Below are 15764 nucleotides of genomic sequence, written 5' to 3'. Positions count from 1 at the left end.
CCCAGCCGCTCCAGCCGCCGCGCACGCTGGCCGGTCATCTCCCCGGCCCCGTACGCGCGTCGCTGCTCCGCTACTGCCCGAGGGGTGTGGCGTCTTCCCGGTGTCCGTAGGGGACGCGGGCGTGGCCTTCGCGCTCGACGTACTCCTTCAGTTTCGCCCAGCCACGCGCCCAGTCCTGCCGTTCGGTGTCGATGACGTTGAACGACACCCACTCCGCGACCATCACCGGATCCCTCGGAGCAGCAAAACGCAGCAGCAGCCGGGATTCCTCCGCGCCTTCCTCGGGTGCCGTGCCGATCCATTCGGATGGCTGCGCGACGTCCTTCTGCGGCGCTTGAGGAATGGCCAGCAACTCGACGGCCTCTTCATCACGAGCCCGCAATCCCTCCAGCACTTTCACGAGCGGCCGGTACGAGCTGGAGGTGAACATGTCCTCCGGATTTTCCCCGGGCTGGAGGAAACCAGCACCGGTCAAGATGCGGGACCCGGGCAAATTCAAGGACGCCCGGGTCCCCCACACGCGCAGAACGGGGAGATGCGCGATGTCCTCAACGACGATGCGCAGGGAAGGTCACCCGTTGCCTGCCGAGTTGCGACCTTGCCGTGAACCATGGCACCGCGCACCCCGACCCTCGCAGGTCAGGAATCGCTGACTCACACAGCGTGATACCGGTCGCGAATCCGGGTCAATACCGCACTACTCCAATCGAGTGCACCTGTGCCTGAGCGCCAAGTTTTGGCCGGTCACGCCAGCGCGGCGATCAGCCGCGCGGGTCCGGACGCTCGGCCTGGTGCAGCCAGTCGGTGTACCAACGGGCGAACGTCACAGGGGTCCCGTCGTCGTTGAGACGTGGGGCCAAGTCAACCTCGTCGGCCCGGTCGTCGGACCACATCGTGCCTCGGTGCGGTCCGCTGACGACCAGCCAATCGCGCAGGGCGCAGCCACGGGTTGCAATGACGATGGCACCGACAGTGCGATCAGGGTTGAACATGACGTCGTCCCAGCGCTCGTCCCACGACTCGATGGCGTCGTCGAACTCCTCGACCTCGTCGAAGTCCTCTTCCTCGGGCTGCTCGGCCGCAAGCTCCTCCAGAAGCTGCGGATCCGGACCCTTCTCCGGGAACGGCTCGGCAAGCCGGGACAGGTCCGCCAGCTCAGCTCCATCGCCCTCCCACAGCCAGCGGCCTTGCACTCGCCGCACCGGGAAAACGCCGTAGGCAGGACCTGCGCCACCCGCGCCAACTCGAACGAGGAAGGACCGAAATTCCTCTGGTAGCCGCACCTTCACCTGCGCCTCAAGCTCAGCGAGTTCAGCATGGCTGAGCGGCTCCTCCAGAACCCATTTGTGCCCCAAGGCCCCGAACACCTTGTTGCTCTTGCAAGACGCCCCCAAAGCCTCGACCCGCTGACGGACGCCCGTCCATGCCTGATCAGTCATGCGCAAAAGCTAGGCGCTGCCGCCGACACTGAGCCCAGCGGGGCACCCCGCCGTCCGGGAAGCCAGGTGGGGCCACTTCAAACCGTTCCTCCCCGGGGCCAGACGAAGCCGTCACAGCGGGGCCAAAGAAGACCGTCCTAGACACCCTTGAGGGATTGTCGGCCCCGGGGGTGAGGAGTCCCCAGGGCCGGTCAGGATGCGGTGCCCGGGCAGGTTCGCGCGGCGTGCCCGGGCAGGTTCGCGCTCGGGGAGGTGCGCTATGTCCTCAACGACGATGCGTCGGGAAGGTCACCCGCTTTGTACTGAGTTGCGACCTCGCTGTGGATCCGACCAGGGCACCGCTCACCCCGACCATGACAGGTCAGGAGTCGCTGATGTGGTCGAACCCGTTCAGCATCGGCATCAGCTCCTGCGCGCACCCGCACAGCGTGCACAGCCGTGTCCCCGGGTTCTCCGCGACGTTCAGTGCGTGCTCGACGTCGAGCAGCGGTGCACCCTGTGGGGCTTCGGTGCAGTCGGGCGCGTGCAGTACACCCCGGGCCGGGCCCCACCCCTCACGCACCTTCGCCAGTACCCACCCCGACGCCCGGCGCTCCCCGAGCACCTCGCGGACCACCGACTGCGGTGACGACTCTGCCCGCTCGGTGGCGACCTGGTGGTAGTCGACCCGTCGACCGGCCGCACATGGTCGGGAGCTCGGACCCACACCCGGTACTCCGCCGCCTCCACACCCCCGTCCCCGCGTTCCTGGTACGACGGCAGCCCCACCAGATACAGCCAGCCCGTCTCGGTCTGCCGCCGCTTCCACAGCCGCGCGAGGACCTCCTGCTCTGGGTGTCCGAGCACCAGGTCGGCGGGCAGCGCGACCCGTACCGGCACCGGCACGGCCGCGTCATCGGAAGGCATGGTCACGACCCCACGGTAAGCACGTCGCTGCCAGCTGAGGGACGTCACCGCTCTGGCTCTCAGTGATCGCCCGCTACAGCAAGGTCGACCTCCTCTGTCTGGACGAGTTTGGGTATCTGAACCTGGACAAGAAGGGCGCCAAGCTGCTGTTCCAGATTTTCACCGAGCGTGAAGAGTGCAAGGCGACCGCCGTGGCCACGAACTCCCCGTTCGCAAAGTGGGACAAGACCTTCGGCGACGCACGCCTCTGCGCGGCCATCGTCGACCGGATCACGTTCCGCTGCACCCTCATCCAGACCGGCACCGAGTCCTACCGCTTCCGTATCACCGAAGCAGAACGACGCAAGTGACCGGGCTGTTCACACGGTCAGTCCCGGCTGGAAAGAGGGGTCTGCAGTTCCATGCGAAGCCGGATCGAAGTATCGATGGGCAGCCCAAGGCTGGCGAGCCGCAGATCCTTCGAGTAGGTCGCGATGAGGTCGAGATCCCGCAGCTGGCGCTGGAGCTCGGCAATGGTTGCCTCGTCGAGGTCGGGTACTTCCTTTTCCTGCTCGGCGAGGTGCTCAAGGTGCTCGTCCACAGCGTCCACGGCCCGTCGGCTGGCCCAGACCGAGAAGTCACAGCACTCGAACAGGTAGGCGTGCGCGGCATACAGCGTCGTGGCCGCCGCGTTCTCGTCCGCATCGTCGGGACCGTCCTGGCCATCGTTGTGGCAGTACTCGCTGAGCATGTATTCGGCCACACCCCGCTTCACCGCCGTGAAAGCCGTCGAGTCCCCGAGGGAACCCTCCCATACGGCGTTCAGCAGGGGGCGAAGGCTCATCGTGAACGGCGCCCGATCCTCCTCGGGTAGTGCTTCATGCCAACTCATGAGCCGCTCAGCGGCGCCAGCGGCAAACACTGCGCGCTCACTCGACGACATGGCCGCCAGGCGATCCTCCACCGCCGCCGACAACTCCTGCCACGTGTCCAAAACCGAGCCACCCCCGAGTCGAGATTTCGGCGAGCGCACACCCACCTCGGGGATCATCGCACCAATGGCTTTGTCCACCGAGAACGGGAGTCGTTTGTCGATGAGCGCGGGAGGCGCCCCGAAGGCGGCCGAGTCGATGTTCACGAGTTCGGGCGGCGCCCGCCGCTGACCTGATGGGTACATGTATCCCGGACTCCGGCGCCGAGCGTTGTGAACCGTGTTGCCGAGATCGTCACCAGCTGCAACCAGGCTGGCGACTGCGGCCGCAGGCAGGACCTTGCCTACACAGCCGCATCGGTGGGGGTTCCGTCCCGCTCCGGGAGCAGCTCGGGCATCCCCTCCACCAGCACCACGACGCCGATGACCTCACCGGCCTCGGAACGGCCGACCCACACCGGGTAGGTACCGTCCCCGGTCGTCGCGAAGGCCATGAGCTCGCCGCCGGAAGCCTCGTCCCAGGTGCGCTGCGTGAACATGGAACCGTCGTCGATGTCTTCGTACCCGTCCAGGCCCGACTCCCCCCGGATCAGCCCCCGCTCGAAGAGCGCGATGAGCGGCTCCCAGGCCCCGGCGTCAGCGAAGCAGCCAGTGGCGCTGTCGGTGTCGAAGCCGGCTATCTGCTGCTCGATGAACAGCCGGGGATCGTCATCCGGACCGAGTGCCATCTCCCAGGTCGCTGCGGGGGTCTCGCTGACCAGCAGGCGGACGGCCGTGGCTTCTGTGGTCGTGACCTCGGCGTCCCGCCACTCGCAGTGGTAGCTGAAGCGGACCCGCGCCTCGTCGAGTACGTACTCCCCGGGCCGGACAGGGACCGTAATGCGCGGCCTGTCGCCGTGGTCGATGTCCGGGCCGAAGACGGCCAGCAGCCCGCTGGGTACGCGCAAAGTGCCGACCCGGCGCGGCTCCACCACTGTCATCTCGGGGTGGTACCCGTCGGTCACGCGCACCCCAGGCCGGAACAACTCGTTGATCGGCCCGGGCTGCGCGGGGCGCGGCGGACGCCAGCAGGCGGCGGGGGCGGCTCCGTCACCTGGCTCGGCTGCCTCGGCCACCTCAGCCGCCTTAAAGGCCGGCGGCTCAATGAACTCGTGCACCTGAGCCGAGAGCAGCGGCCACTCCCCGAAGGCGGGGCGGTCCATCCAGCGCTCGTCATCCCGGAGTCCGGGCGAGGTGACGTAGGAGCCCCCGCCCTGCCCCTGCCGCTCCTCCGTCCGTCGGCCCCTCCCGTCCGGGAAGAGGTCCACGGTGATGCGGGGGCACGCCTTGTCGAACTCCGCCATCTCTGGGCCTGTGTAGTACCAGCCGACAGAGAACCGGCGCAGCAGCCGCGACGGGTCGTCCAGCAGCCGCATGTCCAGGTCGTAGGTGCGGCGGCCGTGGGCGTCGTAGACCCACAGCCCGACGTAGTGGTCTCGCCAGGAGACGAGCCGGACTTCCAGCGGAGCCTCCCGGCCCGGCGCCCGGTACACCACCACGTACGGAAGCCCGGCGGCATCCCGCCCCCGGGCCTCCTCGACGGATATCGGCCGCCAGGGCGCGCAAGCCTCCAGGTCCCACGCCTGCGCGTACCCCACCTCGACGACCATTGCCGCTCCTCTTCCTGCAACCTGCCTTGGTTCTGTGTTGAGCTGCAAGGTAGCCGCTGCCTGTGACAACGGCCCTACTGGGCGAGCGGTGGGCCGGCTCCGGTGCCCTGACGGTCATGCCGGTGATCCGGCCCACGACCCGCTCAGCGAGTGGCTTGCCAGCGTGATCCGTTGACCCGCCAGCGCCACTTCGTCATGGACGACTCAGGCACAGGCGCTCAGCTTGTCCTTTAACCCGCTGCATCCTGTGGGCCGAGGTCGAGTGTCGGTGACTGGTGATACCTGTAGGCCGTAGAAGATGCGATTTCGGGTGCGATAGCCATCCTGCGTGAAGCCTTGCCGGCAGAGGTCCAGCACTCTCCTTTGGGCTGGCAAGAGCTTCGGGCGTGGGAGCGGAGGCACGGGATGGTGTTGCCTGAGCCGTATCGCACGTTCGTGGCTGAGATCGCGAACGGTACCGACGACGGTCCGCCTGATGAGGGTGGTCTGCTGCCTGTGGGTGAGAAGCCGGACAGCTGGGCCTTCTGGGAAGCGGACTGCTGGATGAGCCCGGAGCCGTTTGATGGCACCGCCGCACGCGTGCTCGATCAGCCCTTCCCCCTTGAGGAGGAATGGCAGTGGGAGTACGAATACTACGACCACACCCGCCACTCGTCCCTGTTGCACCAGACCTACCAGCACGGCTCAGTGCTGCTGGGCAGCGACAGGCCCGGTGAGTATTGGACGCTGGTGGTGACCGGGCCGCACCGCGGTCGGGTGTGGTGGCTCAGAGACGGATGTGCCGCACCTTATGCCAAGTCCCCGTCCGATCAGTCTGGGGGCGATTTCCTGCGCTGGGTGAGGGACTGGCATTTCGGACAGGGCTGGTGGCGCACCGAGTAGCACCCGTTCGCGGCCTCGACCGCTCGAATGGCGGAGGGGAGATCTCTCCCTCCCTGCACACCGCGCATCATCACCGTGCGTAAGGGCGATGCGGGGTGCGGACGATGCCGCGCGCTCTGGCATCGCGGTGCGTTCCACCGGGTGGGAGTGGACGCCACTTGGCGCACCGGGTGGGGAGTGGAGCCCATCGTGATGCGCATCGGCTGCGCGGTGGAGTCCACCCGATGCGCTCCACCCGGTGGGGGAGTGCGGTGCATCGTGCGCAACTCAACGCGCCGCGCGCCCACCGGCGCGCCTCCGCGCGCCGCTGTTCCCGGTGGCTGGTGCGCGTGGCGCGCGATGCCCGCCAGGAGTCGGCTCTACGATCCGCGCGTGGGACAGACCCCGGCACAGAAGGCGGCACGCGGGCAGCAGCCGAAGAAGCGGCCCGGCAAGGCGCCAGCGCGAGGCGATCAAGAGGGCGCAGGCGGCGAAGAAGAAGGCGGGCGGCGGGAAGCCGGCCGCGAAGAAGACGGCGGCGAAGAAGGCGGTGCCGCTGCCGCGCGGCTCGGTGCGCGCCGCGTATCCGGGCACATGCCCGGCCTGCTTCAAGGACTACGCCAAGGGCGAGATCATCACGAAGGTGACCGACCGCTGGGGACACCCCGGCTGTGCGCCCCGGCAGATGTCGGCAGCCGAGCGGGAGTTCGCCCGGAACAAGGCCCGGATCGCGAGCGGCGAGACGTTCCGCGGCCAGAGGCCCTCGGACTGGCGGCGCGGAGCCTCGCCGTCCAGCACACGTCCCGCCCGCTGAACTCCGCCCCGGCGGTGTGGCCTCGGCCACGGACAAACCCACCCTGCAAGGGTTGGTCAAGGCGAAAACGGACACATGCCGGGTCTGGTCGTCAGACCGCGGACAAGGGGTCCTTCCTCACGGTGGCCCTGGCCCGTGCGAACATCCGCGCGCGGGTCGGACGACCACCGACCCGGCCAGCAGGCCGGAGGAACGAGGACACCGTGCCCGCTCCCGACCGACCCACCCCTTCCCGCCGCCCCGCGCGGCCGCGATCCTGGAGCCCGACCCCTCACGCTGTCGCCGCCCGGCCTGGCCGCGCCCCGCGTAGCGGCTGCTGGGCAAGCCCCGGTGAGGCCCTGCCGCCGGCGCTTGCGTTCCCACTGCCGAAGCCACTTCCGTGCCCGGCAGCCGCACACCCGGTATTTCCCCTAGTCAGCGCGGGTTTTCTGGTCCGTGCCGGATCGTCGCAACCCTCTTCTCTCCCTTTGGCCTTGAGTTGGTTGTCGGTGGTGGGGGAGATCATCGGGTCCGGGGGCCCGGTCCCCTCCACGGCCGGGGCCGGCGCCCGGCCCCGGGGCCGGTCGCGGACGACGGGAGGGCGAGCCTGATGGCGGGCAAGCGCAAGGAGAACGAGGCGGGATCGAGCAACGACCTGCGCGCGGATGTGCTGCGCGTCCTCGGGGTGCTCAAGGTCGCCACCGCCGACCAGATCCAGCGGCTGTCCTCGCCGCACCTGACCTACCGGCACACGACCAAGCCGACGGCGGCCAAACGGAAGGAAGCCCGGACCGCCTCCCACCGCGCCGCGGTGAACGACCTTCGGCGTCACGGCCTGGCCGTCGACGGCGGCCGCACGCAGGGAGGGGAGGAGACCCGGCTGCTCACGAAGGACGGCCTGGCCGCCGCCGCGATCGACCTGGACCGCGAGATAGAGGAGATGGGCGGCATGCCCAAGAGCGCGGGCCGCTCCGGCGCCTCGCACCCGATGACGGTGAACGAGACGGTCATCGCGCTGATCCGCCCGAAGCCGAACCTGGACCTGGTCGCGGGCGAGCCGGCCGAAGCGGTCGCGGCCGCGCGGGCCGCCGTCGACGCACCGGACGGGATCGGCACCCTCGCCTCCTACGCCACCGAGGTCGCGCTCCCGGTGAAGGGCACCTGGAAGAACCCCGCGATCGGCAGCGCCCGCGCCGACGTCGTCCTGACCGCCCCGGAGGCCGGGGTGCCGCTGCTGTTCATCGAGGCCGACAACTGCACCGAGGAAGCCGTCCTCATCGCCGCCAAGTTCGACAAGTACGCCCGGTTCTTCCAGCGGCAGGAGAAGGACACCGACGGCATCGAGAAGCCGATGTGGCGCACCCGATGGTCCGCACCCCCCTCCGATGAGTACGAACGGGTGCACCCGCCGGTCCTGCTCGTCTTCCACCAGGCCGGCCAGCGCTCCGCCAAGTACCAGATGGCCAGGGTCGCCGACCTCACCCGCCACCACTGGCAAGGGCGGTGGCATCCCGAGGGCGGCTACCACTCCTACGACCGCTGCATCCCGATCGTGGCGACCACGTTGGAGCTGCTGCGCGAGCACGGCCCTGCCGGGCCCGCCTTCTGGCGCTTAGGCCGTGACCACCGCCAGCCGCTGGTGGAACGCGATCGGCAATGCCCGCCGGGACGCCTACCTCGCCCGGCGCCGCCAGGCCGCCAGGGAAGAACAGCGGCGCCGTGCAGAGCGGGAAGCCGCACAGCGGGAGGCGCGGCGGCCGGTCTGCGCGGACTGTGGGCAGAAGTTCACCGACGAGAGGTGGGAGGCGATCGGCTACACCCGGGACTGGAGCAAGCGCCAGTCGCACCCGCACCTGTGCGAGAACTGCCAGGACCGGGCCGTCGCAGCCGAGGAGCAGGCTGAAGCCGACGAACGCGAGCGCCAGGAGCAGGAGGCCTGCGCCAGGAGGCAGAGGAACAGGCCGCCGCGCAGAAGGCCGGCGGCTGGCTCTCCCGCTTCCGCACCTGACGTTGGGCAAGCCGCGGCGACCGACCACGCGGGCAAGCCCAAAGGCAGCCCTGGGCAAGCCCGCGTTGTCGGTGGCGGCTGCAACGCTTGGTCGGATGAACGGCGATGAGCAGCTGCTGAACGGCCGGGTCTATGGCGCGGACCACGACGACCCCGACCCCGGCCCGCTCCCGCACCGGACCTACGCCGAACTGGTCGGCGGGCCGCTGGACGGCCTGCTGCTGGACATCCACGGATGGTCGGACAAGGACATCGACGACGGCGTTGCTCTTCTCACCGAGCTCGGACGGCGGCCCTGCGGCCGCGCCCTGCACGACACGCGCCCCGGCGAACCCCGCGCGCAGGGGCCTGGTATCAGCTGCCGCTTCTACCAATCCGGCGATACGCCCGGCAGGTAGATGCCGGGAGCTGCTCCGTATGTCAGTCGCTGTCGAGCGCCTGCCGAAGTGGCGGCTGGCTTCGCCGTCACGGCTGGCCGGGATGGTAAAGGGACCAACCCTGCAGGGTGTTCCGGCGGACGCCGGCAGGCGTCGAGGAAACGGATTGCTTCAAGCGCGTCCGGGTCACGTCACAGCTCCATCACCGCTGCAGGCCCGTCGCCCCACGTGCCACACCATGTTCCTACTCATGTCATAACCAGGGGGAATCATGCGCATCCGCACAACCACCGCGGCCATCTTCGCCATTCTTGCCGTCGCCGTCGTTGGCTGCAGCAGCGACAAGAGCAGCGACAGCAAGACGGAACCCACCAAGAGCACCGTAGCCGCATCGTCGAGAGGCTCGGACGACAGCGGCGCCGCCAAGAACGCCGGCCTGCCGTCCGAGCCCACCGGCGCCGAGCGTGACGCCGTCCTCGCGGCCATCCACGACGTCAACGGCAACCTCACCCGTGACGAGGACAAGGCAATCGAGGCGGCCCGCAACCAGTGCTCCTCTCTTGATAACGGCACGACGAACCCCGACCACGCTGCTGCGCAGCGGTTCTCGTACGACGGCGTGACGCTGACCGATGACGACGGAAGTCACATCAACGTTGGGCTGCGCAGGACGCTCTGCCCCGAGTCCTGATCAGCCGCCAGCTTGGAGCCGGTGAGGTAAGGAAGCCGCGTTCGGCCGGGGGGAAGGAGCGGGGCTGGTCTTAGGGGAGGACGAGGGAGCCGATGAGGTGGCGGTCTGAGGTAGGAAGGCCCAGGCGTTTTTTCGCATCGGGTTGGGTCAGGGGAGGCCCCCTTGGCCCAAGAGTGGTGCCAAATGTTCCAGTGGGGCCGAAACACGCCGTCGGAAACACGCCGACCGTGTGGAGGCCGCACTGCACCGGCACCGTACTGACAGGGCTTACCGACTGGGCGGTATGCCGCTCGCCGGAATGCCTCTGGGCTGCGGGCGTCCCACTGGTCGTCTCAGGGCCGGGCCAGACGACAAGGAGACCGCTATGGCCGTCGAACCCACGGGTGCAGCACTCGCCGGACTGAGTACGCACACCCCGGACGGCCCCTTCGTCATGCTCAACCTGCTGCGTTTCGCTCCCGGCGGACGGGCCTCGTACGCCGAGTACTCCCGGCGCGCGGCCGAGTTCCTGCACCGGTACGGCGGCGCACTGCTCTACGCCGGTGACGGCGGCACCCCGCTGGTCGCCGAGCACGGTCAGGCGTGGGACGCCGTGCTGCTCGTCCGCTACCCGAGCCGGGAGGCGCAAGGCCGTATGGTGGCCGACCCCGGATACCAGGAGGTGACCGCGCTGCGAAGCGGCGCCCTGACCGAGGCCATGCTCCAGCCCACCGTGCCCTGGGAGGGCGGCCAAACACACTGAGTCCCGCAGCACGCCGCGTACTGCGGCGGAGGCCGGGCCCGCGTCCGCGCCACCGATGCGGGCCTCAGCAGATCCGCCTCGAAGAACAGAGCGTCACGCAGGTTGGCGCGTACGTCGGCCAGCAGCGGATGACTGTGCCGCGCGGCACCGCCGTCGGCGCCGACGGCCCGGCGACACAGCCCGCGTGGGCAGGGTACCGACGGTCAAGCTGCGCGGCGGTGAACGGCACATGCGTCCCGAACAGCACGCCGAAGGCCCCCCGTGCTGTCCCCGGTGTTCAGCGCCCTCGGGATTTCCACCTGGGATAGCCGGCCTCCACCGAGGACGAGTCTTTGGGCGTCGCGGGCTTTGGTGCCGTCCGCGGCGAAACCGGAGCCCGGGCGCCGACGGCGGCCGTACGCCCAACTGCACCCATCTTTCGGGGTGGCGGTAGGCGGCGATCACGTGATGCGGTGGCACCTCGCTGAACGGCGGACGGCCGCAGGCGAACTCCGGAGCGGCACCGAGGTCGCGGGGCCCCCGCCGATCCGCCGGCGGACCCGACCGTCGCCGTACTACGCGCCGTCGTGGACGATCTTGCGACCAGCGCTCATGCGCTCGGGGAACTGATGCTCGAAGTCGCCACGACCTACAACTCCGACAACGAAGCCGCCGACGTACGAGATCCCCGCGCCCTGCGTGGCACCTTGTCGTAGCCGTCGCCGCTGCTCGCTGCTGCTGTATGCCTGGCCGGGGGCCTGTTGGTGGCTGGGTGATGCCGAGTCTGTCGCGCAGCATTCGCATGGGCCGAGCGGCTCAAGGGTGCTGCACAGGGAGCAGGAGGACTCCGCCGTGCAGCACCGGGCGGGTGCAGAGGCTATCCGTTCAAGCGTGGGCGCTTCGGGTCGGTCGGGCGCTGCCGGGCTTTCCAACAGCAGTGCAGGCGTCGACCTTCCGCGGCGGCAGGCGGTTATGCAGTGCGGAGGGCGTCAGTGCCGTATCCCCAGAGCCGGTCTGCTGCCTCCGGGTCCCTCCTCGGCGCCCGCCGCAGCGTCCCCGGCCCCTACGACGGCCGAACACACCTGACCGAAGGCCGCGACAGCCTCAAAGCCGATCCATGAGTGTGGGCCACGCCGACCGCATCGACCGGTGCGAGACCGCCCTGAGCCCAGCGAACAAGGGGTCGCGTCATCAGCACACCTGTTCCCTCCGGGGTCGCGCCCCTCACGGACGGCGCCAGCGAGCATCTGCTCCCTCCGTTGCCCTGCCCGCAAGGCGGCCCGCGCACACACGCGTACGGACCCGGTCGCCGTGTCTGTTCTGCCTGGCGGTCCGGACGGTAACTTGGGGGAGAAGGCCTCTGAAGGAGGGCGATTCGATGCCCTGGTTCGCATGGCTGCTCGCCGCCGCGGCGCTGGGTGTCGCGGAGTTCTTCACTCTGACACTGGTCTTGGGGCTGCTGGCCGGTGCTGCGCTGGTTGCCGCCGTGGTCGCAGGTGTGGGCGTCGGGCTTCTCGGGCAGCTTCTCGCCCTGGCTGCGGCGGCGGCAGCGGGGCTGTTCATCATCCGTCCGGTCGCGCTGCGGCACATGGCGCTGCAACCTCTCGTGCGCGAGGGCAGCGATGCGCTGATCGGCAAGCGGGCCGAGGTGATGCAGGAGGTCACCGCGACCCGTGGTCTGATCAAACTGTCCGGCGAGGAGTGGTCCGCCCGCGCCTTCGACGACACTCTGGTGATCCCGGTGGGGGCGCTGGTGGATGTCATGGAGATCGAAGGCGCCACGGCCCTCGTGTATCCCCGTGAACTCCTTCCGTGAACGGCTGAACACCAAGCAACGGAGGCACTGTGGAGCCGCTTGTCATCCTCGCCCTCGTGGCGGCCATCGTCGTTGTCTTCCTCGTGGCATCCACTGTGCGGATCGTTCCGCAGGCGCGCCGCTGCAACATCGAGCGGTTCGGTCGGTATCGCCGGACGCTGCAGCCCGGCCTGAACTTCGTCGTGCCGGTCGCTGACCGCATCAACACCAAACTGGACGTGCGTGAGCAGGTGTATTCGTCCGACCCCAGGCCGGTGATCACCGAGGACAACCTCGTGGTGAACATCGACACCGTCCTCTACTACCAGATCACCGATCCGCGGGCGGCGGCCTACGAGGTCGCTGACTATCTGCAAGCGATCGATCAGCTCACCGTGACCACACTCCGTAACGTCATCGGCAGCATGGACCTGGAGGAGACTCTCACCTCTCGTGAGGAGATCAACTCCCGTCTTCGCGCCGTCCTCGACGATGCCACCGGCAAGTGGGGCATCCGGGTCAACCGTGTCGAGATCAAGGCCATCGATCCACCGCACACCATCAAGGAAGCGATGGAGAAGCAGATGCGGGCCGAGCGTGACAAGCGAGCGGCCATCCTGCATGCCGAAGGGGAGCGCCAGGCCAAGATCCTCACAGCGGAGGGTACGAAGCAGAAGGACATCCTGGAGGCACAGGGCACGCAGCAAGCCATGATCCTTCGGGCGGACGGTGAGGCAAAGGCGGTTGAGCTCGTCTTCCAGGCCGTTCATCGCAACAATGCCGACCCGAAGGTTCTGGCCTACAAATACCTCGAGACGCTGCCACATCTGGCGGGCAGCGACAACAACACGTTCTGGGTGATCCCGGGGGAGCTGACAGAGGCTGTCCGGACCGTCACTCGTGCGTTCGGTGATCAGTCGCCGGCAAGTCCTCCCGGTACCGCGCGACCGGCGGAGGAAGCCACCGCAGGCGCTGATGACACGCCGGGCGACGGACGGACCCCGGAGCTCACCGCAGGCTGGACAGCCTCCCTGGATGCTGCCGCGGCTGCCGACGAGGCCGAACGGCAGGCCGCCGCCGCGGTGAGCGACGCCAAGGCCGAGGCCGAGGCTGCGAAGTCGACCCAGACGTCTCGCCGGACGCAGACCTCCGACGACTGACTTCGGTCGGTAACGGCCGGCGTCTCGGACACCGTCGGGGTGCTTCGTAGTTCCTCGGCGGGCCAGTCCAGCAACCGTGCGCCGATCACCGCGGTCTGCGTCCTACTGGTCCGTGACGCACACGGCGTACGGCTCGGCCTCCGGCAGGAAGGCGTGCCCTGCTGGCGGCACTTGAGCGGCAGACGGGCAGGCCCACCCGGATCAGCCGGGCCGCCCAAGTCTGCCTCGGGGGCGGCCGGAGGGGTGGCTCGTCGTCCACCGTGACGGCGAGGCATGAACACTTCCAGTGGGACCTTCCTAGCCTCCACTACCTTCGTCAACGGCCTCGAACGAGACCTCGCCGCCGTCATCGCCGGCCTCACGCTGCCCTGGAACTCCGGCATCGTCGAAGGCCACGTCAACGGGATCAAAATGATCAAACGCCAGATGTACGGCCGGGTTGGCTTCAGCCTGCTACGGAAGCGAGTCCCTTTTGCTGACCGGTCTGTCGCTCGCTGAGCGGATCCGTCAGCTGATCGGAAACGGCACGGGATCCAGGCCCAGCTTGCTCCGGCAGGAGTCGACGGCCCGTGTGACCCAGGCGATCACGGCGTCGCGATCTGCTGCGATCGCGTGGAGATCACGCGTCTTCTCTTGGGCTTCGACCATCCACGTGGCCAGCGCGTCCTCTCGAAGGACTCGTTCGAAGTGATCGCGGGCCGTGTTCGGGTCCCCAACCAGAGCGGCTGCGATCCCAGAGTCGAAGCTGTCCCAGAGGAATCCCCGCCGCACCGGTCTGGACGTCAGATATCGGGCGACGTCCGGCAGAGCTGAGAACTTCTCCCTCAGCGCTGTCACGTTCGCGGCCGCCTGCCGACTGAGTTCGAGTGCCAGCGGCGTGAACTGGTCCTCGGTGCGAAACAGCTCGGAGCCCACTCGGATTGCGTCCACGTGGAAGGCCAGGTGGTCTACGTCGTGCCACAGCCACATTGCACCGACGTACAGACCGCTGCCGGCCACCCGCGGCGGGGTGAACTCCACAACCCCGAGCCACCATCCGTGATCATCAATCCACAGCCGCGACCGTCCGCGCTGGGCCAGGCCGAGCGGTTTGAGGGAGTCTCGCGCGGCTGAGGTGATGATCCGGAGCACCGGACTGCGATCTGCCATGACCGGCATTCTCGGCTGTCCCACCGACACCCGTCTGTCGCGGTAGCACACCCCATCGCAGACCTGTTCGCCAACACTGAACGTCACCGCTCCACAGAAGTTGGACCAGAACCCCTTTTCACCTACGCAGACGCCGGCACCGAGCTCGTCTCTGGTGTTCGCCGGCCTCCGCGGGTGCACTGCGTCCGCGTGATTGGTTCAGGGTGTGTGGGGTTCGCCGGCGAGTTGGGCTGCCGTTGCGCGGAGGGCGGCCGGGTGTCCGAACAGGCCGGGCAGTCCACCTGTGTGGAGGAACACCGTTTGCTGCGGGTACGACCTTGCCTTCGCTTACGGCGGCGATCAGGCCGGCCATGGCCCGACCGGTGTGGACGGGGTCGAGCACGATGCCCTGCGTGCGGGCTGGTGCGCGTCAGTGCGTCCATGACCGGGTCGGTCAGGGCGCCGTAGCCGGGGCCGACCTGGTCGGTGCGTACCCGCAGCGAGCCGTGCGTGACGGGCCGGCCGCCCATCGGGGTGAGGAGCGCGGAGACCACCCTGGCAGGGTCGTCGACGGCGCCGCAGTGCACGCCGAGTACCCGCTCGGGACCGAGGGCGTGGACGAGGCCGGCCATGGTGCCGCCGGAACCCAGGGCCGCCACGACGGTGTCGAGATCGGGGGCGTGGGCGAGCAGCTCTCGTCCTCACGCGTCGTAGCCGAGCGCTCCCACTGCGCTGGAGCCGCCGAAGGGGAGTGTTGCCGGCCGTGCGCCCTGGTTGCGCAGGTCTGGGGCCACGCTCTCGGCCGCTGCCGCGAGTGCCGGACCGCCCCCGGCCGGGCCACACCACGCCCGCGCCGGCCACACCCGGAGACCACCCCACGGCCCACGGCCTCGCCGCATAAGCACGCCACCCCATCACCGTTGCGCCCCGCCGACACCAGTCGGCCCGGGGCGCAGTGCTGTCCACCGACGTCTGGAGGAGATCGCTCGTGCGCATTCCCCGCCCGCGCCGCCGGATCGGCCGGCCCCACCCCCAGCGCCCCGGCACCCGCTACCCGCAGCGTCACGACCGGCTGCCCGGCACGTGGACGACCCGGTGACCGCACGCGCCCGGGCCCGTCGATGCGAACCCGCGCCGCGGACCTGGCACGGCCTGCCGGAGTACGAGTGGGGGACCGCCCCCACCGATGTGCTGGCCACGCGGCGCCAGTTGCGCGCCGCCGGGTTACGCCCTGGTGGGCACGAGCCGGTCGCGGTTCTGCGCTGCAAGGCCTGCGCCGCCCGTCCGCAGCGCGCCTGTACCCGCGCCGCCTACCTGTACCGGATC

General features: G+C 69.1%; 15 protein-coding genes and 2 pseudogenes. 11 read left to right on the top strand and 6 right to left on the bottom strand.

Annotated features, from left to right (window positions below; all coding sequences use genetic code 11):
* Positions 1–70 precede the first annotated feature (70 nt).
* From ACIP2X_RS08000 to ACIP2X_RS07990, 3 genes and pseudogenes are all read right to left on the bottom strand, one after another.
* The gene (locus ACIP2X_RS08000) at positions 71–430 is read right to left on the bottom strand and encodes a helicase associated domain-containing protein (RefSeq protein ID WP_401669117.1); all 360 of its coding nucleotides are present in this window, start codon (positions 428–430) and stop codon (positions 71–73) included.
* A gap of 331 nt (positions 431–761) precedes the next feature.
* Positions 762–1439 carry an SMI1/KNR4 family protein gene (locus ACIP2X_RS07995; RefSeq protein WP_401669115.1) on the bottom strand — a complete coding sequence of 226 codons (678 nt, stop codon included), beginning with the start codon at positions 1437–1439 and terminating at the stop codon, positions 762–764.
* Between the two features lie 361 nt (positions 1440–1800).
* Positions 1801–2345, bottom strand: a pseudogene (locus ACIP2X_RS07990) (DUF6233 domain-containing protein).
* A gap of 62 nt (positions 2346–2407) precedes the next feature.
* Between ACIP2X_RS07990 and ACIP2X_RS07985 the strand changes: the two are divergent.
* On the top strand, positions 2408–2695 hold the full coding sequence (locus ACIP2X_RS07985) for an ATP-binding protein (RefSeq protein WP_401669113.1): 288 nt from the start codon (positions 2408–2410) through the stop codon (positions 2693–2695).
* Between the two features lie 17 nt (positions 2696–2712).
* Here the strand turns inward: ACIP2X_RS07985 and ACIP2X_RS07980 are convergent, their stop codons facing one another.
* Positions 2713–3462 carry a hypothetical protein gene (locus ACIP2X_RS07980; RefSeq protein ID WP_401669110.1) on the bottom strand — a complete coding sequence of 250 codons (750 nt, stop codon included), beginning with the start codon at positions 3460–3462 and terminating at the stop codon, positions 2713–2715.
* 137 nt (positions 3463–3599) lie between these two features.
* Complete coding sequence (locus ACIP2X_RS07975; RefSeq protein ID WP_401669108.1) at positions 3600–4904, bottom strand: DUF4241 domain-containing protein; 1305 nt, start codon at positions 4902–4904, stop codon at positions 3600–3602.
* 336 nt (positions 4905–5240) lie between these two features.
* On the opposite strand from ACIP2X_RS07975, the gene ACIP2X_RS07970 reads away from it, so the two are divergent.
* The 9 genes from ACIP2X_RS07970 (at position 5241) to ACIP2X_RS07930 (ending at position 13808) form a co-directional block, all read left to right on the top strand.
* Complete coding sequence (locus ACIP2X_RS07970; protein WP_401669105.1) at positions 5241–5786, top strand: SMI1/KNR4 family protein; 546 nt, start codon at positions 5241–5243, stop codon at positions 5784–5786.
* 529 nt (positions 5787–6315) lie between these two features.
* Entirely contained in the window at positions 6316–6579 is a 264-nt protein-coding gene (locus ACIP2X_RS07965) for a hypothetical protein (RefSeq protein ID WP_401669102.1), read from the top strand.
* Positions 6580–7168: 589 nt separating this feature from the next.
* Positions 7169–8461, top strand: a complete 1293-nt coding sequence (locus tag ACIP2X_RS07960; RefSeq protein WP_401669100.1) for a replication-relaxation family protein — start codon at positions 7169–7171, stop codon at positions 8459–8461.
* A gap of 200 nt (positions 8462–8661) precedes the next feature.
* Positions 8662–8964 carry a hypothetical protein gene (locus ACIP2X_RS07955; RefSeq protein ID WP_401669097.1) on the top strand — a complete coding sequence of 101 codons (303 nt, stop codon included), beginning with the start codon at positions 8662–8664 and terminating at the stop codon, positions 8962–8964.
* 250 nt (positions 8965–9214) lie between these two features.
* Positions 9215–9634, top strand: a complete 420-nt coding sequence (locus ACIP2X_RS07950; protein WP_401669094.1) for a DUF732 domain-containing protein — start codon at positions 9215–9217, stop codon at positions 9632–9634.
* 364 nt (positions 9635–9998) lie between these two features.
* Positions 9999–10376: a DUF1330 domain-containing protein gene (locus ACIP2X_RS07945; RefSeq protein ID WP_401669091.1), complete on the top strand. Its 378-nt coding sequence runs from the start codon at positions 9999–10001 to the stop codon at positions 10374–10376.
* Between the two features lie 1357 nt (positions 10377–11733).
* Positions 11734–12171, top strand: coding sequence for an NfeD family protein (locus tag ACIP2X_RS07940; protein ID WP_401669089.1), 438 nt, complete (start codon positions 11734–11736; stop codon positions 12169–12171).
* A 29-nt stretch (positions 12172–12200) separates the two neighbouring features.
* A complete protein-coding gene (locus tag ACIP2X_RS07935) occupies positions 12201–13310 on the top strand; it encodes an SPFH domain-containing protein (protein ID WP_401669086.1) in 1110 nt (369 codons plus the stop codon).
* A 273-nt stretch (positions 13311–13583) separates the two neighbouring features.
* Positions 13584–13808, top strand: a complete 225-nt coding sequence (locus tag ACIP2X_RS07930) for a hypothetical protein (protein ID WP_401669083.1) — start codon at positions 13584–13586, stop codon at positions 13806–13808.
* A gap of 9 nt (positions 13809–13817) precedes the next feature.
* On the opposite strand, the gene ACIP2X_RS07925 is transcribed toward ACIP2X_RS07930, so the two are convergent.
* Entirely contained in the window at positions 13818–14459 is a 642-nt protein-coding gene (locus tag ACIP2X_RS07925) for a hypothetical protein (RefSeq protein ID WP_401669080.1), read from the bottom strand.
* A 1062-nt stretch (positions 14460–15521) separates the two neighbouring features.
* Here ACIP2X_RS07925 and ACIP2X_RS07920 point away from each other — a divergent pair.
* Positions 15522–15749, top strand: a pseudogene (locus ACIP2X_RS07920) (hypothetical protein); the annotation flags it as partial.
* Positions 15750–15764 lie beyond the last annotated feature (15 nt).

The sequence above is a fragment of the Streptomyces sp. NPDC089424 genome, assembly GCF_044749345.1.
Classification (GTDB): Bacteria; Actinomycetota; Actinomycetes; order Streptomycetales; family Streptomycetaceae; genus Streptomyces.
The sequence above is the reverse complement of the archived record's forward strand: the minus strand, read 5'-3'. Positions and strand labels throughout refer to the sequence as shown.